Origin of the sequence: Ulvibacterium sp. (genome assembly GCF_965248315.1) — a bacterium.
Lineage (GTDB): Bacteria > Bacteroidota > Bacteroidia > Flavobacteriales > Flavobacteriaceae > Ulvibacterium.
Genome location: NZ_CBDFIX010000002.1, coordinates 2,222,170 through 2,241,350, shown reverse-complemented (window position 1 = coordinate 2,241,350; position 19,181 = coordinate 2,222,170). Strand labels below are relative to the sequence as shown.

At 39.7% G+C, this 19,181-nt stretch carries 22 protein-coding genes; 8 read left to right on the top strand and 14 right to left on the bottom strand.

Annotation, left to right across the window (positions count from 1 at the left end; all coding sequences use genetic code 11):
* Position 1 precedes the first annotated feature (1 nt).
* The 9 genes from ACP2AF_RS11250 to ACP2AF_RS11210 all read right to left on the bottom strand — a co-directional run bounded on the left by ACP2AF_RS11250 (position 2) and on the right by ACP2AF_RS11210 (position 8,600).
* Positions 2–793 (bottom strand): DUF6268 family outer membrane beta-barrel protein, encoded by a 792-nt coding sequence (locus ACP2AF_RS11250; RefSeq protein WP_425236251.1) that lies wholly within the window; start codon positions 791–793, stop codon positions 2–4.
* An 82-nt stretch (positions 794–875) separates the two neighbouring features.
* A complete protein-coding gene (locus tag ACP2AF_RS11245; protein ID WP_425236250.1) occupies positions 876–1,811 on the bottom strand; it encodes a mechanosensitive ion channel family protein in 936 nt (311 codons plus the stop codon).
* 2 nt (positions 1,812–1,813) lie between these two features.
* Positions 1,814–3,142: an ABC transporter permease gene (locus ACP2AF_RS11240; RefSeq protein ID WP_425236249.1), complete on the bottom strand. Its 1,329-nt coding sequence runs from the start codon at positions 3,140–3,142 to the stop codon at positions 1,814–1,816.
* On the bottom strand, positions 3,135–4,070 hold the full coding sequence (locus ACP2AF_RS11235; RefSeq protein WP_425236248.1) for an ABC transporter ATP-binding protein: 936 nt from the start codon (positions 4,068–4,070) through the stop codon (positions 3,135–3,137). The genes ACP2AF_RS11240 and ACP2AF_RS11235 overlap by 8 nt, the downstream gene beginning before the upstream one ends.
* A 341-nt stretch (positions 4,071–4,411) precedes the next feature.
* Entirely contained in the window at positions 4,412–5,533 is a 1,122-nt protein-coding gene (dnaJ, locus tag ACP2AF_RS11230) for a molecular chaperone DnaJ (RefSeq protein WP_425236247.1), read from the bottom strand.
* Positions 5,534–5,542: 9 nt separating this feature from the next.
* Positions 5,543–6,103 carry a nucleotide exchange factor GrpE gene (locus ACP2AF_RS11225; RefSeq protein ID WP_425236246.1) on the bottom strand — a complete coding sequence of 187 codons (561 nt, stop codon included), beginning with the start codon at positions 6,101–6,103 and terminating at the stop codon, positions 5,543–5,545.
* A 143-nt stretch (positions 6,104–6,246) separates the two neighbouring features.
* Complete coding sequence (locus tag ACP2AF_RS11220) at positions 6,247–7,209, bottom strand: TIGR01777 family oxidoreductase (RefSeq protein ID WP_425236245.1); 963 nt, start codon at positions 7,207–7,209, stop codon at positions 6,247–6,249.
* A 130-nt stretch (positions 7,210–7,339) separates the two neighbouring features.
* Positions 7,340–8,002: a tRNA (5-methylaminomethyl-2-thiouridine)(34)-methyltransferase MnmD gene (mnmD, locus tag ACP2AF_RS11215; protein ID WP_425236244.1), complete on the bottom strand. Its 663-nt coding sequence runs from the start codon at positions 8,000–8,002 to the stop codon at positions 7,340–7,342.
* Positions 8,003–8,096: 94 nt separating this feature from the next.
* Positions 8,097–8,600, bottom strand: coding sequence for a DUF4920 domain-containing protein (locus ACP2AF_RS11210; RefSeq protein ID WP_425236243.1), 504 nt, complete (start codon positions 8,598–8,600; stop codon positions 8,097–8,099).
* Between the two features lie 106 nt (positions 8,601–8,706).
* Between ACP2AF_RS11210 and ACP2AF_RS11205 the strand changes: the two genes are divergently transcribed.
* Positions 8,707–9,774 carry a branched-chain amino acid aminotransferase gene (locus ACP2AF_RS11205; protein ID WP_425236242.1) on the top strand — a complete coding sequence of 356 codons (1,068 nt, stop codon included), beginning with the start codon at positions 8,707–8,709 and terminating at the stop codon, positions 9,772–9,774.
* 82 nt (positions 9,775–9,856) lie between these two features.
* On the opposite strand, the gene ACP2AF_RS11200 is transcribed toward ACP2AF_RS11205, so the two are convergent.
* Complete coding sequence (locus tag ACP2AF_RS11200; protein ID WP_425236241.1) at positions 9,857–10,243, bottom strand: hypothetical protein; 387 nt, start codon at positions 10,241–10,243, stop codon at positions 9,857–9,859.
* A 349-nt stretch (positions 10,244–10,592) separates the two neighbouring features.
* Between ACP2AF_RS11200 and ACP2AF_RS11195 the strand changes: the two genes are divergently transcribed.
* From ACP2AF_RS11195 to ACP2AF_RS11175, 5 genes are all read left to right on the top strand, one after another.
* Positions 10,593–10,772: a hypothetical protein gene (locus tag ACP2AF_RS11195; protein WP_425236240.1), complete on the top strand. Its 180-nt coding sequence runs from the start codon at positions 10,593–10,595 to the stop codon at positions 10,770–10,772.
* Positions 10,773–10,788: 16 nt separating this feature from the next.
* Positions 10,789–11,160 carry a fluoride efflux transporter CrcB gene (crcB, locus tag ACP2AF_RS11190; protein WP_425236239.1) on the top strand — a complete coding sequence of 124 codons (372 nt, stop codon included), beginning with the start codon at positions 10,789–10,791 and terminating at the stop codon, positions 11,158–11,160.
* A 292-nt stretch (positions 11,161–11,452) separates the two neighbouring features.
* The gene (locus tag ACP2AF_RS11185; protein ID WP_425236238.1) at positions 11,453–11,791 is read left to right on the top strand and encodes a P-II family nitrogen regulator; all 339 of its coding nucleotides are present in this window, start codon (positions 11,453–11,455) and stop codon (positions 11,789–11,791) included.
* Between the two features lie 28 nt (positions 11,792–11,819).
* Positions 11,820–13,052: an ammonium transporter gene (locus ACP2AF_RS11180; protein ID WP_282161296.1), complete on the top strand. Its 1,233-nt coding sequence runs from the start codon at positions 11,820–11,822 to the stop codon at positions 13,050–13,052.
* Positions 13,053–13,168: 116 nt separating this feature from the next.
* Positions 13,169–14,239 (top strand): outer membrane beta-barrel protein, encoded by a 1,071-nt coding sequence (locus ACP2AF_RS11175; protein WP_425236237.1) that lies wholly within the window; start codon positions 13,169–13,171, stop codon positions 14,237–14,239.
* A 72-nt stretch (positions 14,240–14,311) separates the two neighbouring features.
* Here the strand turns inward: ACP2AF_RS11175 and ACP2AF_RS11170 are convergent, their stop codons facing one another.
* On the bottom strand, positions 14,312–14,983 hold the full coding sequence (locus ACP2AF_RS11170) for a DUF1684 domain-containing protein (protein WP_425236236.1): 672 nt from the start codon (positions 14,981–14,983) through the stop codon (positions 14,312–14,314).
* A 63-nt stretch (positions 14,984–15,046) separates the two neighbouring features.
* Between ACP2AF_RS11170 and ACP2AF_RS11165 the strand changes: the two genes are divergently transcribed.
* On the top strand, positions 15,047–15,784 hold the full coding sequence (locus ACP2AF_RS11165) for a DJ-1/PfpI family protein (protein ID WP_425236235.1): 738 nt from the start codon (positions 15,047–15,049) through the stop codon (positions 15,782–15,784).
* On the opposite strand, the gene ACP2AF_RS11160 is transcribed toward ACP2AF_RS11165, so the two are convergent.
* The 3 genes from ACP2AF_RS11160 to ACP2AF_RS11150 form a co-directional block, all read right to left on the bottom strand.
* Positions 15,771–17,183, bottom strand: coding sequence for an alpha/beta hydrolase (locus ACP2AF_RS11160; protein WP_425236234.1), 1,413 nt, complete (start codon positions 17,181–17,183; stop codon positions 15,771–15,773). The genes ACP2AF_RS11165 and ACP2AF_RS11160 overlap by 14 nt on opposite strands.
* A gap of 85 nt (positions 17,184–17,268) precedes the next feature.
* Complete coding sequence (locus tag ACP2AF_RS11155) at positions 17,269–18,093, bottom strand: mechanosensitive ion channel family protein (RefSeq protein WP_425236233.1); 825 nt, start codon at positions 18,091–18,093, stop codon at positions 17,269–17,271.
* 81 nt (positions 18,094–18,174) lie between these two features.
* Positions 18,175–18,627, bottom strand: coding sequence for an Lrp/AsnC family transcriptional regulator (locus ACP2AF_RS11150; RefSeq protein WP_425236232.1), 453 nt, complete (start codon positions 18,625–18,627; stop codon positions 18,175–18,177).
* A 180-nt stretch (positions 18,628–18,807) separates the two neighbouring features.
* On the opposite strand from ACP2AF_RS11150, the gene ACP2AF_RS11145 reads away from it, so the two are divergent.
* A complete protein-coding gene (locus ACP2AF_RS11145) occupies positions 18,808–19,161 on the top strand; it encodes a hypothetical protein (RefSeq protein ID WP_425236231.1) in 354 nt (117 codons plus the stop codon).
* Positions 19,162–19,181: the final 20 nt, after the last annotated feature.

Sequence of the window (19,181 nt, the reverse complement as noted above, 5' to 3'; positions counted from 1 at the left end):
TTTAAAAAATTGATATCTTAAATCCTGTCCTAAGATAAATATTTCCCTCATCATTCAAGGTATAGGCCCTGTTCCGACCACCATCTCTTAGCAATCCTTCTTGTATTAAGGAATACCCCAAAAGACTATAAAATGAAATAAACTTTGATATTTTATATTGGTAACCTATAGCACTTACCAACGCAGAAAGCGAAACCGTTGTTCCCAATACGTTACCAGGAAGTAGGATATCATTCTGAATATTTACAAAATACCCGTCCAAAAATAGTGCCGTTTGTAAAATATGCTTCTTTCGAATGTAATATTTTAAATCCATCCTGGGAATACCCAGCGTGTAGGACCAATTGGGATGAAATCTTTTTTGATAGTTGATCAATGGCAGTGGAAAGGGAAGCCCTGTAGCACTATTGAAGGTAAGTCCCAATATTAAACGAAAAGGTTTATCGATATCCGGTTTCTCTTTCCAAACCAAAGCGGAAAAGTTGAAGAGAAAATCATTATTCTCTATGCCTTCTACAAAATTGGATGCCAAACGGGGGGTGGCGATGCCTACAAATCGCCAACTTGGATTCCATTTGAGGATATATCCCAAGTTCACATCAATAATATGAATCTCTTCCAAGGAATTGGAAGGAAAAGGCAATGGACTGTTAAATTCAAAACGATAGGTGTTATACTCAGATCCCGCTACCAAATAGTTCTCCTTGCCCATTTTAATAGGTAGGTTAAACAAGGCCCGATATCTTGAGGTGCTGATCCCAAAATCGTTCTCGGGGATATGTGTATATTCCATTCGCAACAAGTCAGTTGTCTGCGAAAGACCTACCGTTTGCACTAAAACTACCCCCAAAATACTTGCTAAACCCTTTGCCAGATTAATCCCCATTCTTTTCCTTGGATTTATCCACTTGATGATATTGAATGGGCCGATCCTGTAATATATGAACGTCTCTTTGCGGAAACGGGATAGTGATATTGTTTTCCCTAAACCCAGAATCTATTCTATATCGCATTTCGCTTTTTATTCGAGGGTCTCCAAAACTGTCATTTGTAAAAAAGTTAATGGAAAACAGCAATGCGGAATCGCCAAAATCTTCAAATAGAACAAATGGCCTTGGATTTTTAAGTACACCCTCTTGGTTATTGGCAACTTCTTCCAATATACGCGTCACCTCATCGACATCACTTCCATAGGCCACACCAACATGTACTTTTTCACGTGTCGTAGCATGGTTTTGGGTGTAGTTAAAAACAATATCACTGATAAACTTATGATTTGGAATTATAATCACCTTATCATCCCGGGTAATGGCCCTAGTAGTCCTTAACTTTATTTCGTACACCTTACCTACTTTTCCTTCCACTTCCACAATATCCCCTACATGCACGGATTTATCCAAGATGATAAAAATCCCTCCAATGACGTCCTGAAAAAGTTCCTGTAACGCCAATCCTAGCCCAACGAACAGTGCCGCAGAGGCCGTAATGAGTATGGTAATGTCTATACCGGCAGCACTCATGGTTATCAAGATTACGGCGACGTACACCACATACTTGATAAATTTGAAAATACTGATGAACTTCAGCTTGTCATCAACATCCATCTTTCGGGTAAACAATCGGCGTAGCCATTTGAGAAGAAAACTGGTCGCTAAAAAAGCGACAATGAGGAGTAGCAATATTCCGATAGTTATATCTATGCGCTTATCGCCTTGACCTACATGAAGGCCAAGGTCCAAAAACTCCTTTATTGCGCCCCAAATATCCTCCTTAATGATTTCCTCTACCTTATTTCCCTCTTCCTGAACCATGATCAATATTTTAGCCACTTGTACAATTCCTTATAGCTCGGTTTTTTACCATACATTAAAATTCCTACCCTATAAATCTTTGCCGCCAACCAGACGATTCCTATGAATGTTCCTACCAATAATACAACTGAGGCGATAAGCTGCCAAATGGGTACACCTCCCTCTCCTATTCCACCGGGCAACCGCATGAGCATAACAATCGGAGATGTAAGTGGAAATAGGGAAAAGCCAACGGCTATGGGTCCGTGAGGATTACTGAATACTGAAAAAAAACCAACATAGATGGCAAGCATTAAAGGCAGTATAATTGGAAAGATAAACTGTTGAGTATCCGTTTCGTTATCCACGGCTGCCCCAATAGCGGCATAGATGGAACTGTAAATCAAATATCCCAATATGAAGTATAGGACAAAAAATGCAATAAGCATAAACCATGGTATTTTCATGAATTCCATGGCATACAACTGTATGTCCTGATCCATTGGAGATATGGATTGTGCCATTCCCGGGGCTAAATGTGCACTACTGTTTAATACCGAAAGATCCACCCCAAAAAATGCAAATACCAAGAATAGAAGCAAAGAAGCGGAAAGAATCCAAATGGCAAATTGTGTAACACCCGCTAGGGAAGTACCTATTATTTTGCCCATCATTAATTGAAAGGGTTTAACGGAAGAAATGATGACTTCAATAATCCTACTGGTTTTCTCCTCGATTACACTTCGCATGACAAAACCTCCATAAATAATTATGAACATCATTATAAGATAACCAAATCCACCACCAATAAAAGCTTTGACCTCATTAATGCCCTTAAGGTTGAGCTGACCCGAAAATGTAGCCGTTTTAATTTCAAAACGATTATCCACATTGGCAAATTCCTTGGCGGAAACTCCTAAATTTTGAATCCTTTGCTGGAAAAGACGGTTTTGAAAAATGCGCTCCAACCTCTCTAGCACGGCGGTACTAGGTGCTTCCTTACTATAAAAAAACGCATTTTTGGCCACCTGTTCAAGACTTGCCGCCTTAGGTATGTAAAGCAATCCATAATACCCCATGTGCAATGTAGAATCTTTGGCGGACTGTAAGGCTATATCCTTAAAATTAACATATGACGTGGTCTCCGTTGTTAGAAATTCGTTGGAAAAGAAGTCACTTTCATTTAATACACCGATTATTCTTTTTTCATTGTCATTTATTTTGGTTAGGTAGGCAATTAAAACCACCATACCCACCATTAAAATTGGGCTCAAAAAAGTCATTATCACAAAAGACTTGTTCCGTACTTTGGCCAAATATTCCCTTTTTATAATTAAAGGTAGTTTATTCATAGACCTCCTTACTTTGTACTGTTTCTATAAAAATATCGTTCGCAGAAGGTATAGTTTCTACGAAGCGAACAATATTGGCCCTATTGGAGAGGTGTGCCAACATTTCCTTGGAATCGGCAAAAGGTAATTCTACCGTAAATTCCAATTGCCCTTCTCCTGGAAGATACGTTGATGAGCGTACTTTAAATTTCCCCTCCAATTCCTTCAAAAGGGAATCGCCATCTTCAACTTCCAGGCAAACATCAAATACATTGTTTTTGTATTCCTTTTTTATATCCGATAATTTTCCATCCAATACTTTTTCGGAATTATGGAGCAATGCAATATACTCGCATAACTCCTCAACGGACTCCATTCTGTGGGTAGAAAAGATAATGGAGGTACCATTTTCCTTAAGTTTCAATATCTCGTCCTTGATAATATTAGCGTTGATAGGGTCAAAACCGCTAAAAGGTTCGTCAAAAATCAAAAGTTTGGGTCTATGGAGAACAGTTACGATGAACTGTATTTTTTGAGCCATTCCCTTAGAAAGCTCCTGTACCTTTTTATGCCACCATCCTTCTATTTCAAATCGCTCGAACCAAAACTTTAGACGTTTTTTGGCTTCGGATTTACCAAGGCCCTTTAATTGTGCCAAATACAGGGCTTGCTCGCCGACCTTCATACTCTTGTAAAGGCCTCTTTCTTCCGGTAAATATCCTATTTGTGCAATATGATGTGCATTTAAGGGCTCCCCGTCAAAAAATACCTCGCCTGCGTCAGGAAAGGCTATTTGGTTTATGATTCGTATTAGGGTAGTTTTCCCAGCTCCGTTTGGGCCTAGCAGTCCATAAATGCTGTTCTTGGGAATTTCTAGGGATACTTTGTTCAGTGCTGTATGCTCTCCAAATCGTTTGGTAACCTCTTTAGTAACCAAAATGTTATTCATGCAAGCAATTTTGCCAAAGATATAGAATTGCTTTAAAAAGTGTTCCGGTTTTTCGGTATTTTCTACTCAATGGGAAAGTAAATGGCCTTTGCTTTCAGCATCCATAGCAACGGGTAATATATTGGTTATACCTAACCTAATGGCTAGTTTCCGTGTGCCTTTGGGAGCACTCCTACAAAACAGAATAGACTTGTCCAGAACTTAACCTCTCCAAAAAACAAAACCCACCCTTAAAGAAATTAAGGATGGGAAAAAAATTGCTATGAAAAAGAAAATTAATATTGGTTTCCCAATATCAAATCAAATATACGTTTTTTATTTAAAACCCAAATATTATTTGGTCAAGAGAACATATCTTTAACTTTCTCGAAAAAAGATTTATCTGATTTTTCGGGTTTTGGCTCAAAATTATCATTCCCCTGCATGCGTTCAAAAAACTCCCTTTGTTCCTTGGTTAGCTCTTTTGGAGTCCAAACATTAACATGGACCAAAAGGTCGCCACTTCCATATCCGTTGAGACTTGAAATCCCTTTGCCACGCAATCTCAATATCTTGCCCGACTGAATTCCGGGTTCTAGTTTTATTCTAACTTTTCCTCCTACGGCATCAATTTCTTTGGAAGTTCCCAAAACAGCCTCGGAAATACTAATGTAGAGGTCATAATGGAGATTATCTCCCTCACGTTTTAATGTGTTATGATCTTCGGTCTCTATTGCCACTAACAAATCGCCTGGAATCCCGTTTCCTGGAGCTTCGTTCCCTTTGCCTGTTACCTTTAACTGCATCCCTTCCTCTACTCCGGCCGGAATCTTGATCGATACCGTTTCTTCGGTTACTTTTAGACCCTGGGAATCGGCATCACTGGGTCTCTTATCCAGGATTTGACCACTACCACCACAGGTAGTACAAGTGGTAGCTGTTTGCATACGCCCCAATATGGTATTGGTTATCTTGGTCACTTGGCCCGTGCCATTGCAAGTTCCACATGTTTTATAGGTAACACCTTGGGCCTGGACTTTTCTACGAACTTTTACCTTTTTTTCAACTCCTTGGGCAACTTCTTCCAAGTTAAGTTTTACACGTATTCTTAAATTACTGCCTTTTACCCTACGCTGGCCTCCTCCGCCAAAACCACCAAAACCAGAGAAACCACCGCCACCAAAGGCACTCCCAAAGATATCTCCGAATTGGCTGAAGATATCTTCCATATTCATTCCGCCACCGCCAAAGCCGCCTCCACCTTCAAAGGCAGCATGCCCAAATTGGTCATATCTCGCTTTTTTATCCGGATTACTAAGAACTTCATAAGCCTCTGCCGATTTTTTAAACATTTCTTCGGCCTGGGAATCTCCAGGGTTTTTATCAGGATGATACTCCAACGCCTTTTTGCGATACGCCTTTTTAATTTCGGCGGCAGTGGCATTTTTGTTCACTCCCAATATATCGTAATAGTCTTCCTTCATACCTCGTTTTTAATTTCCGTACACGACTTTGGGATGACGGATTATCCTATCTCCCAACTTATAACCCTTTTCTATGACATCGATAATTTTTCCCTTTAATTTCTTATTGGGTGCGGCGATCTGAGTAATGGCATCATGTACTTCCGCGTCAAACTTATCGCCCTGTTCCACAGCTACTTCTTCCAATCCTTTGGACTTAAGGGTTTCCCTTAATTTTGTACTTATCAATTCTACACCTTTAAACATTTCGGTATCGTCCGACTTTGCCAACTCTTTCAAAGCCCTGTCAAAATCATCGATAACCGGTAAAAGTGAAACTATGACTTCTTGCCCTGCGGTTTTGAACAGGTCCATCCTTTCTTTGGAAGTCCTCTTTTTGTAATTTTCGAACTCGGCAAATAGGCGCAGAAATTTATCTTTTTCCTTGGCCAAATCTTCCCGAAGTATCTCCTCCTCCGTTAGTGCGCTCTTCTCGGAATCAATTTCCTGATCTTGACCATTTTCCTCCGTGGATATATTTTCTTCGGAAACGATTCCATCCATTTCCTCTGCCTTGGCTTTCTTACTCATAAAATCTCTAACTTATTAATCAATCTTTTTTCCAGGTGGCAAAAGTACTGCCATTTCTTTAAAAATGTCAAAATGTCATCAAACTTTATAAAAAAATCCGCCATAAGCGGATATCTTAAAGTAGAAAAGTGTATTGTTCCACGTTAGGAGAGAAATTCTTTTTGAAGAAGTTTATTAGGCGTTTTTTTTCCGTTCTCCCTATCATAAATATTTTCCAAGGTTTTACAAATGTTCTTATGATGGAAAACAAAACCTTCTTCTTCTATTTTTTTAGAGCTTACACGCTGACTCGCAAATAAAATATAGGACATCTCACCAAGAATTGCCTTCATAACGAATTTTGGAATATTTGGTAAAAGCAAGGGTCTCTCCAAGACTTTGGCGATTTCCTTTATAAGTTTATTGTTCGTAACCGGGTTAGGGCCTACACCATTGTACGTACCTTGTAATCTATTTTCCGCACTAAAGAGAAAAATACGGGCCAAGTCACGTATGTGTATCCAGGATTGCCATTGCTCACCTGAACCGAATCCTGTTCCGATATAATTCTTGATAGGTTTGGCCATTTCGGGCAAGGCACCGCCATCTGAGGCCATTACCAAACCGATTCGGATTTTGGCAACGGAAAAACCAAAAGATGTTAATGAATCTATTTCCTTTTCCCAAGCCAGAACGACTTCACCTAAAAAACTTTGATCAACTTCTCTTTCATCCTCTGAATAATAGCTGGTCAAGGAATTGGGATAGATGCCAATAGCGGACGCCGAAACAAAGGAGTTGATACTGTGACCATCTATTTTCTCTAAAGCATGGTACAGCGTTCTGACCGTATTGATTCTGCTGGACATTATTTCCTTTTTATAACCGGATGTCCATCTTTGGGAAATACTAGATCCTGCCAAATTTATTATGGCATCGACCTCGTTGAAACAGTCCATATCTATTTCCCCGGAGCTTGGGTTCCAATAAAACCCTTTGTAATTATCTCTAGAAACAATTTTATCCTTGCTTGTGGACAAGTAGTTAACGGAAATGCCTTGTGAGTGGCAAAGGTCTACAATTTCGCGACCAATCAATCCCGTTGCTCCTGAAATCAAAATTCTCATAATGCAAAACTAATTGATTTAGAAGGCAGAACATCTAGATTTAATTAAGGTTTAACAATGTTGTTTAAGGTTATGTTCTCGATTGACAGCGTAAACTGGAAATCCGCCCTACCTTTCGGGATAAGGCATTTTAAGGCTTCTTGGCCCGAAGCATTTCACGTTTTCCCGGAGGGCCGGGCAGACGTTCTACAATGAATCCAACCGATTGCATGGCCCTACGTACGCTGCCTTTAGCGGAATATGTAACCAAAATCCCTCCTTTTTTTAGGGCCTTAAACATTTTCTCAAAAATGGTATCGGTCCAAAGCTCCGGTTGTACCCTAGCCCCAAAAGCATCAAAATACACCAGATCAAACAAAGCTTTGGCATCTATGTCCATAAAGTCCATCTGTTGTTTATGTAATATAAAGTTGTTCGAAATCCCACAATCATCCTCCCAAGGACATTCGTGCATTTTTTCAAAGATACTTTGAAACTCCTTTGCTTTTAATTCTGTACTATAGTTTAACTGCCCAAGTTCTTTTGGGGAAGGTGGATACGCCTCCACTCCGGTATAACGGATATTTAAATCCATTCTTTGCGCTTCCATAAAGGTAATCAGGGCGTTTAGGCCCGTACCAAAACCGATTTCAAAAATAGAAATAGGACTGTTTTTAAAAAGAGAAAGCCCATTTTTAATGAATACATGGTATGCTTCTTGGACTGCACCATGTTTGGAATGGTAATGTTCGTCCCAATCCTCCAAATAAATGGTCTTTGAGCCATCTGCCGTGGTAACGACTTTTCTTTTCATTTTACTGGATGGAAGAGTTAAAAAAGCTTGTTTTGGAAATGGTAGAATGAATGTCTTGGAAGCGGTAAATTTTTACGTAATGACTCCTTACAAATTAGTCTTTTAGCAAAACCCCTACTGCCTCAAAACCATAAGTCTTTTTGGGTTCCGTGATTTTTTCGATTTCTATTTCGGACTTACCCCCATCCCTTGCAAAGTGTTTTTGATCGGCAACACTCATTTCCTCAACAAATGCAGTTCCACTTACTACCACCTTTTTTCCAGCAATATCATTGGGCACAAAAAAACCGTAATCCTTAAAACGGACCATGGCCACACTATCATCATTTAGTTTAAGCTTCATCCAACAGCCCTTGGCCTGGCACACATCGGTAACGGTAGCCTTGAATTTGACTTTGAACGAGTCCATAACCGCCATGGCTTGGTACTTGGCATACATATCTCTATTGGAAATTGCATCGTTGGCTACAATTGCGTTTCCAAATGTAAGATCTCTTTTGTTACTTCCATCACTATTTTCGATGCCCTTCTGGATATTTTGCCCGTAACCACCTATATATAACATCAAAATAGCGGCTAAAATGTTAAATCTTTTCATTTCTGATAAAAATTGATTTCCTACTACAAATCTGATCAATTTTGAACGAAAAAAGAAGAGCCGATAAAGAGAAATCACTAATTTTATGGTTTAAAAGTTTATCAAGATGATTGGTACGGCCCAGAAAATTGCGATAGAGAAGACCAAAACCTCTAGAATTACATCGGTAGATTTTGACAATCTTCCTTTTGGAAGCGTATTCTCTGACCATATGCTGGTCTGCGATTATAGAAACGGCACTTGGGAAGCTCCAAAGATTATGCCCTATCAACCCATAAGTTTGGATCCTTCCGCCAAAATTTTTCATTACGGACAATCCGTTTTCGAAGGAATGAAGGCATACCGGGATAAAGACCATAACATATGGTTATTTCGTCCTGAGGACAATTACAAACGCTTGAACGTTTCCTCAAAACGGATGGCTATGCCAGAACTGCCCAAGGAGTATTTCATGGAAGGGTTAAAGACCCTTTTACAGTTGGACCGAGATTGGATCCCCCAATCAGAGGGTAGTTCCTTATATGTAAGGCCGTTCATTTTTGCTTCAGGGCGAGGCTTCCATGCCTCCCCCGCCGATGAATACAAGTTTATCATTGCCACGGCACCCTCCGGCGCCTACTTTTCCTCGGGCAAAGTAAAGGTCTTAATAGAGGAAACCTATTCTAGGGCTGCCAATGGTGGCGTAGGTTTTGCCAAAGCAGGCGGAAATTATGCAGGGCAATTTTACCCTACACAGCTTGCCGTTGAAAAAGGATACCAACAGGTTATCTGGACCGATGACAATACGCATGAATACATTGAAGAGGCCGGAGCCATGAACATTTTTGTTCGAATCAAAGACACTTTGGTTACAGGACCGGTTAGCGACCGTATATTGGATGGAATTACCCGAAAGAGTATTTTAGAAATTGCCCAGGAGGAGGGTATTCCCGCAGAGGTTCGAAAACTTAAAGTAAACGAGGTAGTTGAAGCTGCCAAAAATGGAACTTTAAAAGAAATGTTCGGTGCAGGTACTGCCGCCGTGGTCTCCCCCATTGCTGCCTTTGGCTATCGTGGATCCGATTACGATCTACCGCAGCTAGAAAAGAGCTATGCTTCACGATTTAAAAAGCGCATAACGGACATTCAATATAACCGATCCGAAGATCCGTTCGGATGGCGGTTTAAGGTTTAGATTTGTGGTTTGCAAAAACTAAATACAGTATAACTGCTCTTCTAAAAGATCAGGACTAGTTTTATCTAAAATTCAACCTCGATCAACGATCCAACACCCCTTGGATATCTGGTTTAAAGTAATTGGGGCCCTTCAGCACTTTACCGTCTTCGCGATAAATTGGCTTGCCATCGGCTCCTAATTTGCTCATATTACTACGCTGTATTTCCTCAAATACCTCCTCTATCTTATGTTGCATTCCATGTTCCAAAATGGTGCCACAAAGAATATAGAGCATATCGCCTAGGGCATCGGCAACTTCGGTTAAATCATCTGCAGTAGCAGCTTCTAGATATTCGCGATTCTCTTCGTCCATCAGGTTAAACCTAAGAAGGTTCTTATCTGCGCCCAAATTAGCCTTCATGGTATGGGAAACCCCCAGGCCAAAAGATTTATGAAACTGTTCAACCGCGCTGATTTTGCTTTTCATTCCTTTACTTTTTACGTTAGCTTTGCATAAAAATACGGTATATGTTCAGCACCGGGCAAGTGATTTTTGCGCTACTTTTCATCATTTTATTCACTATTCTCATTGTTAAGGCATACGGCAAGGATAAAAAATTACACCTCAAGAATTATAAAGGAGTCCAATGGGTGGCTTTTGGCTTCGCAGTATTCATAATAATTCTTTTCTGTATCAAGTTCTTTCTTAAAAATTGACCCTGAAAATTGATTTGACCACAAAAAAGGTATCTTCTGACAACATTTTATCCATTTTCTTCGTTTAAGATAACAAATGACGTAATTTTGCGTTAATCATCTAAAAGGGGCAATTTTATATGATAACTTTTTTTACCATATTATTCGTATTAATCGGAATTAATGCATTGATGATGATTTTTAGTCTTAGCAGCGTAGGTCCAAAGACGAAGAAATCAGAAGGTAATGCCAGAACTTCAATTACTTCAAAGATTTATCCCATAGATTCGGCTTCTTCCAAGTACAAGAAAGCCGTTTAGTTTTTTACCTTTGGGCATGAAGCAACTTCTTCTTGTTTTTTTGGGAGGTGGTTTTGGGAGCATGCTCAGATATCTTGTCTCCAGAATTTTCAACGATCATTTTCAATACTTTTTTTTAGGTACCTTCTTAGTCAACGTTCTGGGATGTTTACTTATGGGGCTTATCCTAGGCCTTTCCTTAAAAGGTGATTATCTTACTCAAAATCAAATATTGATATTGGCCACGGGCTTCTGTGGTGGCTTTACAACCTTCTCGGCTTTTGCCTTTGAAAAGCACTCACTTCTTACGTCGGGAGAACTCTTTCATTTTTCCTTGTATACCTTATGCAGTATTATTATTGGCATCTTCGCTATTGCCCTGGGTCTATGGCTGGCCAAGTTGTTATAAATATAACAATACTGCAATTCTTTTATCCATTATTAACATTATTGATGATTTCAATTGATTTTTTGAATATTTCTTAAAAAAATCTTCTTTTTTTAGAATTTCCTTCAACGAACCATGAACAGGTGTATACCTATCAATTCATATTTTCATTTTTTTACATTTATTTAGTACATACCCTCAAAATTTATAGGGTTAAATTAGAATAGTGATAAAAATCAAGAACATACCCCCTAATTTTTTGGGGTTATGTTTTTTTTAACAATATTTGGCAACATAAATAATTAAATCAACAATGAAACAGATCGAAGCAATTATCAGAAAATCCAAATTTGATGATGTCAAGGATGCATTACATCAAATTGAGGTCAACTTCTTTAGTTACTGGGATGTAACTGGGGTTGGAAATGAAAAACAAGGACATGTATATCGTGGTATTTCCTATAGTACTACAGATATACAAAGAAGGTATTTGTCCATCGTTGTCTCGGATGAGTTTTTACAGAGCACCGTAGATGCCATCCTGGAATCTGCTTACACCGGCAATGTTGGGGACGGGAAAATTTTTGTATCCGAGGTCATCGAGGCCTATAGGATACGGACCAAAGAAAACGGACAAGCGGGTATAAACTAAATTTTAAACTAACTAAACGTATTATAAAATGGACGCAGGATTATTTACAGCGAATAATGTATGGATGATGTTGGCTACGGCCTTAGTATTTTTCATGCATACGGGCTTTGCCTTTTTGGAAATTGGCTTGACCCGGCAAAAGAATACAATCAATATTCTCTTCAAGAATATCTTTATTATCACCGTGGGCCTTTTACTTTATTATGCATGGGGCTTCAATTTAATGTACCCAGGCTTTGAGGATGGGGATTCAGGTTTTCTAAAATTCGCCGGTTTTGGAATCGGAGCACCGGATGGTGGTATGACTCCTGACTATGCAGACGGAGGATATACTTGGTGGACAGATTTCCTTTTCCAGGGAATGTTCGCGGCCACAGCGGCTACCATCGTATCCGGAGCTGTTGCAGAACGTATTAAAATTGGATCCTTCATGATTTTTACCGTAATCTATGTTGGACTAGTTTACCCCATAGTAGGTGCTTGGAAATGGGGTGGTGGCTTCTTGGATTCCTGGGGGTTCTACGACTTTGCAGGATCTACCCTGGTACATTCAGTAGGAGGATGGGCCGCATTGGTAGCTATAGCTCTATTAGGTGCACGAATCGGTAAATTTGGGGAAGATGGAAAACCCAAGGCTATCCCTGGCCATAGTATTCCTATGGCAACCGCAGGTGTTCTTATTCTGTGGTTGGGTTGGTTCGGATTTAACGGGGGTTCCGTACTTTCCGCAGACCCGGAATTGACTTCCCTAGTGTTGGTAACTACATGTTTAGCGGCAGCAGCTGGTGGTGTCGGTGCCTTTTTCCTTTCAACCGTACTTTATAAAAATTTAGATTTGACCATGTTCCTTAACGGAATTCTTGGAGGGTTGGTAGGTATAACCGCAGGTGCAGATCTTATGTCCCCTAATGAAGCTGTTGTTATCGGTTTTATTGCAGGTCTTATTATCGTAGGCGGTGTGGCCTTGATAGATAAACTAAAACTGGACGATCCCGTAGGTGCGGTTACCGTTCACTTGATCTGCGGTATCTGGGGAACCTTGGCCGTTGGTATTTTTGGGTCCATGGCCGGAGGAGGTCAATTTATGACCCAGTTGTACGGTGTACTTATCATTGGAGCATTCTGTGTCGTGACATCCTTAATTATATTAGGAGCACTAAAAGCCATCATGGGTCTAAGAGTATCCAAGGAAGAAGAAGTAGAAGGTTTGGATCTCCACGAACATGGTATGGACGCTTACCCTGATTTTACAAATGACTAATTAAAATGAGAAAGAAACGGAGCGTTTGGCAGAACGCTCCGTTTAAAAAACCTTTTTCAAAATAGTTTAAATCAATCAATATAAAAATCCCTTTGGGATATCTAAAATCTAAACTTATGAAAACGATTACAAATACAAATTTCGTAAAAAATGTTGTTCTATTGGCAATTATGCTTGTAGGAACGGTCTCTTTTGCCCAAGAAGAGGACGAGGAAGAAAAAAAGTTTTCCTTTAGTGGTACCGTAGATGTTTATTATCGTGCAAATCTAAATGCGGACAATTCAGCTCCGGGAGGGACACCTAATGCCGCTCCAGGTTCTTCCTTTGCAAACTTACCCGGTTTTGCTCTGGGTATGGCCAATGTTATTGCTGGTTATGAAGGGGAAAAAGTAGGCTTCGTTGCCGATTTGGTTTTTGGACCCAGGGGAACGGATGCTATTTTTAACTCTCCAATATATTCCGCAACAGGAAATGTGGTCAACCAATTATATGCCTATTGGAATGTTAGTGATGCTGTTACCCTTACTGTCGGTAATTTCAATACCTTTTTGGGATATGAGGTAATTTCACCCTCTGCCAATTTTAACTATAGCACATCCTACTTATTCTCCTACGGGCCTTTTAGCCATACTGGGTTAAAGGCGGATTTTGCATTGTCTGATGATTTTAGTTTGATGCTGGCGGTAATGAACCGGACTGATGTTACCGAGCTTAATTTAGACGGAAAGTACGCCTATGGCCTACAATTGGGTTATAGTGGCCAATACTTGAACCTACTCATTGACAATGGGGCTTATGAAATAGATTTTACAGGAGGTTTTGATCTCTCTGATTCATTTTTCCTAGGTATAAACGCTGCCTATTTTGATGGCGATGGTGCCGGTGATTTTGCAGGGGTAGCACTTTATCCCCAATTGGCAACTTCCGAAAACTTTACCATAGGTCTTAGGGGCGAATACTTTACGGAGACCGATTTTTTTGGAGCTATCGGAGGATCGGATGCCGATGGAGATGCTAGTGTTTTTGCAGTTACCCTAACAGGTAGTGCTACTATTGGAGATTTAATCATCAAGCCTGAATTACGATTGGATAGTGCATCTGAGGAATCCGGAAATTTTCTGGATAGCGATTTAAATCCTCAAAAAAGTCTTTCATCTTTTTTATTGGCCGCTATCTATCAGTTCTAAACCTTTAATTGGTTGATTTATTTATATATTTCGAGCAATCGAAGACCCTGGCAGCAATGCCAGGGTTCTTTTTTATTCAACATCCGGTGTAAATGCCTTTACACCCGCCAAAATCCGTGTACCCAAAGCATTGATACTGGGTACTATAGGACATGAATATTTTTTATTGTAGGCACAATAGGGATTGTAAGCCCTATTGAAATCTATAGTCATAATATCGCCCCTTGGAATCCGCAAATCGATATACCGCCCTCCGGTATAGGTTTCTTCACCGTTAGTTTTGTCCGTAAAAGGTAAAAAGAGATAGTCTTCATAGCCCTCTTGAAGCATCAATTCCGGGTTTTGATAGATTTCCAGTTGCCGTCTTTTTCCATCTAACATAAAATGGGCGATACCATATACTACTTCCTTGGATTTTCTATCCGTGGTGGTGGGCATTAAAAAAGGAACGGCATTCGGGGTTCGCATAAATTTGGCATGAACGATAAAGTTGGTATCCGGAGCAAAAAAATCCAAACTTTCAAAATTCTTGCGATATCTATCGGGCAAAGGTGATGTCTCCGGATCTTTGAATTCTTTGTTCAGTTCATTTTGAAAATCCAAAATATCCTGAATCGCACCGACTTGAACGGCATTACTTTCCCGTAGCGATAGGTCATGGTATTTTTTCCCCTGTTTACAACCGAGAAAAAAACAAATTAAAATAAAGGTATAAAAACGCATTTCCATTAAAGGTTTCTTCAAAAATACAATTTTAAGAATTCGTACTTTGATTGAACCGCCTTACATTGTCATAAATTAAAATTCATGGTCAAAATATTTGGGATATTGATTTCTGCATTGGTCCTATTATCCTGCAATAGGGCTAGTACCTCAAAAACGCAACAACCTGAACCTGTGCATTTAAGGCCAAAGCTTAAACCGGACAGATACAATGTCGCTTTTTTAATAATGGAAGGTACCTACAACACGGAATTTACCGCTCCCTACGATATTTTTCAACACACGCAATATCGGAAAGGGATACGAGCAATGAATACTTTTACGGTAGCCAATACTTTGGAGCCTGTAACCACTTTTGAAGGTTTACGGATTCTACCTGATATGGATTATACCAAGGATTCCCTCCCTAAAATTGACATTTTGGTAATACCCAGCGCGGAACATCATCTGAACACGGATTTGAAGGATACGGCTATGTTGAATTTTGTAAAACGTATAGACAGAAATGCATTATTCATGACCTCACATTGTGATGGTGCATTTGTTTTGGCCAAGGCCGGACTTTTGGACCATGTGTCCTCTACGACTTTCCCAAGTGATATTGACCAGTATAGAGAAATGTTTCCAAATCTACAGGTAAAGGACGAAGTACTATTTGTCCATGATGGTAAGTACATTACCTCAGCCGGAGGTGCCAAAAGCTTTGAGGCTGCCTTATATCTATGTGAGTTATTGTACGGGAAGGAAATCGCCAAGTCCATCGCCAAGGGCCTGGTCATAGATTGGGATCTGGAAGAGGTTCCAAGGTTTATTCGTCAATAATGTCATATCTGGCCTCTTTCAAATATTTCTCCACAATTTCATTGAACTGAGGTGTAATCCGCAATAGGGCCGTATTCTCCAAGCTGTAAAGTTCTTTTTTGTCTTGAAAACCATTCTTTAAGAGTTCTTCCAAATAAAATAACGCCGTTCCATAATCCTCCATTTTTGAGCTTTCGGAAATCACTTTTAGATAATAGGAAAAGTTATCTGGATCCGTAATGGTCTTTAACATCCACAAAAAGATTAAGGCTTCCCGATCTACGTCTTTCTCTATACTGATTATATCAATATTGTCTTCTATAAGGGCGTTGACATAACCTTTTAACCGTTTTCCCATTTGACGCTCAAATACTTTTGCGCTTTTACCCAATTTCTTAAGTTCCTCCATTTGATAATTCCACCACCCAAGGTTATTGTAGTTATAGGTAAGGATGTCCTCTTCTAAATAGTACACATAATCTTCCTTAATAAGTGTCTCCTTAAAAAAAATAGCATTTTGATCTCGACTTTGCACCTTGAAAAGCTTGCTCCTTTTTAATATCTTTTTGCTGTTTGCCAAAGAATCAACAGTCAGATGTGGCCTAAATACATCGATTACTTCATCCAACAGTCCATTTGCAATCAAAGGCTTTTGTGAGGCGACCCAGTTATTGACCATTACAAGATTTTCCTCATAAACCTTCTTTATAAAACCGTTGTCACTTGGAATATGCCCTTTGGCCATTGATGCCAAGGTCAAAAATTCCATCGCGGTGGAGAGATATTCTTGTGTAGGCCATTGATGCCCGCCTTCAAAAACCAATAGTTGGTTGGGAAATCTCAATCTATTCAATATTTTTTCCAGGGCCAACATCTCTGGATAATTGAAATCGGAATTTCCTACAATTCCAACAAAGTGAAACGGCCTTTTACTGGTCAAAACTTCAGTATTGGCAACAGAGGCTCCACATGAAATAACGCCCTGGATATTTTTTACAAAAGTGGGCACTAAGCTTGCAAAACGCGCACCATTGGAAAATCCAGCGGTATAACCTCTTTTTGTGTGTATGGGGAGCATTGATGAGACCGTGTTGAACATTCTGGTGGAAATCTTAATATTTTGTGTAATGGACAGGCTATCCCTAATGTCATTGGAGGCTGCTAAAATATAGCCTTCCTCCTCGGCCGCACCGGTAAACATACTTAGGGCTTGCTTCCCGCGGCCCTTCATATCATAAACAAAAATTACCGGCCATTCCTTGGAAGCATCAAAATTGGCAGGAAGGTATAGGGCAAAAGTCTCTGGAATGGTATCATGAACCATAATACCGTCGGTTATGGTTCCTTTTTTTAGGGTTAATAGTTGTGCATGCGAAGTAAAAGCTACAGCAAGGGCCAGGAACAGTAAAAATCTCTTCATACCATATATTTCATCAAAAATCCGGCCAAAAAAATACTGAGTCAATAGAAATAGTTTAAAAAAGATAAAATACCTCTGCTACAAATTATTCCCCGATACTTCCAATTTCTATACCCTCCGAATATGCAACGGCAATGTTGCTTTTATTAAACGCCCTTTTTATGGCTTTATTGGCGGTAAAAGTCACTTCCCAAAAGTCGTCCGGAAGTACATAAGGACGTACTATTAGCTGTATGTTATGCGAATCAAAATTGAGAATTCCTATTTCCGGTCTTGGAGCCTCCAATATTTTAGGGACTCCTTGAAGAGCAGAGGATATTATTTGCTGTACTTTGGGAAAGCTTTCTTCATAGGGCATAGTGACTTCCAATTCTAAGCGAATCATTCCTTTTTCGGAATAGTTGGTGACCACGGAATCCGTAACCTTGGAATTGGGAATGATTAAAATCTTGTTCCCCGGCGTCAAAACATCAGTGCTAAAAATGCCTATTTCCTCAACACGTCCAAATTTATCTTCAACTTGTATCCAATCCCCTATTTTATAAGGTTTTAAGGTTAATATCAAGATACCGGAGGCAAAATTCCCCAGGCTACCTTGTAATGCCATTCCTATCGCAAATCCCGCAGCCGCAAGGATAGCCACTAACCCAGTGAGGTCGGCCCCGAGAACCGAGGCGATGATAAACAATACCGTGCCTTTTAGGATAATACTGGCCGTGGAGGACAAAAAGGGCCTTAGTGTTTCTGAAAAACCCGTTTTCTTCAGAGCAGTGGAAATCAGCTGTACCAGTTTCCTCACAATCTTGAATCCTATCCAAAGTATGAAGCCCGCCGCTATGATTCTAGGAAGATAAAAAACGGCCTTATCAACGGCTATTTGAAAATACTCGTTTAGTTTGTCAAATTCCATAAAATAAAATAAGTGATTAAATAAATTACCGACAAATTTTTGAAATTGTTTTTCCCATGAGATATCTCGTGCAATTACGGTTTAAAAGGACACCTTTTCCAAAGGGGCATATGAAACCACTTGTGACAAAACAATATGGGTACGAGTTTCCCCATATTGAATTAATTTATCAATGAATTTTTCCAAATGGAATTGGTCCTTTAAGACTACTTCCATAACAATGTTTTCGTTCCCCGTTATCCGGTAGCAGTTAACCACTTCGTTAAGTGTGCTCACCATGGCGAGGAATGGTTTTAGTTTCCCCATAAATGCACGCAAAGTAATAATGGCTTTGAGTTGATATCCCGATAAGGAATGGGAGACCACCGCTTTGTAACCTATTAGGATTCCTGCATCCTCCATCTTCTTTACCCGCTCAGCGACTGCAGGTGGTGAAAGACCCACTTTCCTTCCAATGTCCGCAAAAGATTCACGGGCATTTTGCTGAAGACACTCCAGTATCTTCCAATTCAAATCATCTATCTTTCTATCCAAAGTTTACTAGTAAAAAAAATTAGTATCCAAGGTAAAATTACAAAATTGCTTTATATTCCAAAGCAAACTTACATTTTACGTTTGTAACTTTATGATAGTCAATTGCTAGTTTAAGAAATAATGTCCTATCAGAGCTTTAGAAGTTTGCCCGTCTACAGAAAGGCCTTGGAACTTTGTCAAATGAGCAGAGAAATTGCATCCTATGTATCTTTTAACAAGGATTTGCTAAAGCTGTATAAATCCAACAGTCTTAGGGACATTATTGCCGATTCCTTGTTAACGGATACCATTCTTATACCACAGAAAATTGCACAGGCAGAATCCTCGAGCTCACTTTCCGAAAGGATGAAAAGCGCAACCTACATCAATATCATGATACGAAATATCAATTCGTATTGTACCGGGCTTGAAAAGGATGGCGTAAGGGAAAAGGAATATCTGAATCTTCTGCGGGAGGAAATACGCAGTTTCCGACGGTCATTTAAGGAATGGAGAAAGTCCCTTTCTGATGATGAAGCTAGCAGCTGGGGCTAAGACCCAAATTTTCAATACAC

Coding starts and splice junctions, on each gene's coding strand:
- ACP2AF_RS11250 (WP_425236251.1), bottom strand. CDS start 793: ATGGAATATACACATATCCCCGAGAACGATTTTGGGATCAGCACCTCA.
- ACP2AF_RS11245 (WP_425236250.1), bottom strand. CDS start 1,811: ATGGTTCAGGAAGAGGGAAATAAGGTAGAGGAAATCATTAAGGAGGAT.
- ACP2AF_RS11240 (WP_425236249.1), bottom strand. CDS start 3,142: ATGAATAAACTACCTTTAATTATAAAAAGGGAATATTTGGCCAAAGTA.
- ACP2AF_RS11235 (WP_425236248.1), bottom strand. CDS start 4,070: ATGAATAACATTTTGGTTACTAAAGAGGTTACCAAACGATTTGGAGAG.
- dnaJ (WP_425236247.1), bottom strand. CDS start 5,533: ATGAAGGAAGACTATTACGATATATTGGGAGTGAACAAAAATGCCACT.
- ACP2AF_RS11225 (WP_425236246.1), bottom strand. CDS start 6,103: ATGAGTAAGAAAGCCAAGGCAGAGGAAATGGATGGAATCGTTTCCGAA.
- ACP2AF_RS11220 (WP_425236245.1), bottom strand. CDS start 7,209: ATGAGAATTTTGATTTCAGGAGCAACGGGATTGATTGGTCGCGAAATT.
- mnmD (WP_425236244.1), bottom strand. CDS start 8,002: ATGAAAAGAAAAGTCGTTACCACGGCAGATGGCTCAAAGACCATTTAT.
- ACP2AF_RS11210 (WP_425236243.1), bottom strand. CDS start 8,600: ATGAAAAGATTTAACATTTTAGCCGCTATTTTGATGTTATATATAGGT.
- ACP2AF_RS11205 (WP_425236242.1), top strand. CDS start 8,707: ATGATTGGTACGGCCCAGAAAATTGCGATAGAGAAGACCAAAACCTCT.
- ACP2AF_RS11200 (WP_425236241.1), bottom strand. CDS start 10,243: ATGAAAAGCAAAATCAGCGCGGTTGAACAGTTTCATAAATCTTTTGGC.
- ACP2AF_RS11195 (WP_425236240.1), top strand. CDS start 10,593: ATGATAACTTTTTTTACCATATTATTCGTATTAATCGGAATTAATGCA.
- crcB (WP_425236239.1), top strand. CDS start 10,789: ATGAAGCAACTTCTTCTTGTTTTTTTGGGAGGTGGTTTTGGGAGCATG.
- ACP2AF_RS11185 (WP_425236238.1), top strand. CDS start 11,453: ATGAAACAGATCGAAGCAATTATCAGAAAATCCAAATTTGATGATGTC.
- ACP2AF_RS11180 (WP_282161296.1), top strand. CDS start 11,820: ATGGACGCAGGATTATTTACAGCGAATAATGTATGGATGATGTTGGCT.
- ACP2AF_RS11175 (WP_425236237.1), top strand. CDS start 13,169: ATGAAAACGATTACAAATACAAATTTCGTAAAAAATGTTGTTCTATTG.
- ACP2AF_RS11165 (WP_425236235.1), top strand. CDS start 15,047: ATGGTCAAAATATTTGGGATATTGATTTCTGCATTGGTCCTATTATCC.
- ACP2AF_RS11160 (WP_425236234.1), bottom strand. CDS start 17,183: ATGAAGAGATTTTTACTGTTCCTGGCCCTTGCTGTAGCTTTTACTTCG.
- ACP2AF_RS11155 (WP_425236233.1), bottom strand. CDS start 18,093: ATGGAATTTGACAAACTAAACGAGTATTTTCAAATAGCCGTTGATAAG.
- ACP2AF_RS11145 (WP_425236231.1), top strand. CDS start 18,808: ATGAGCAGAGAAATTGCATCCTATGTATCTTTTAACAAGGATTTGCTA.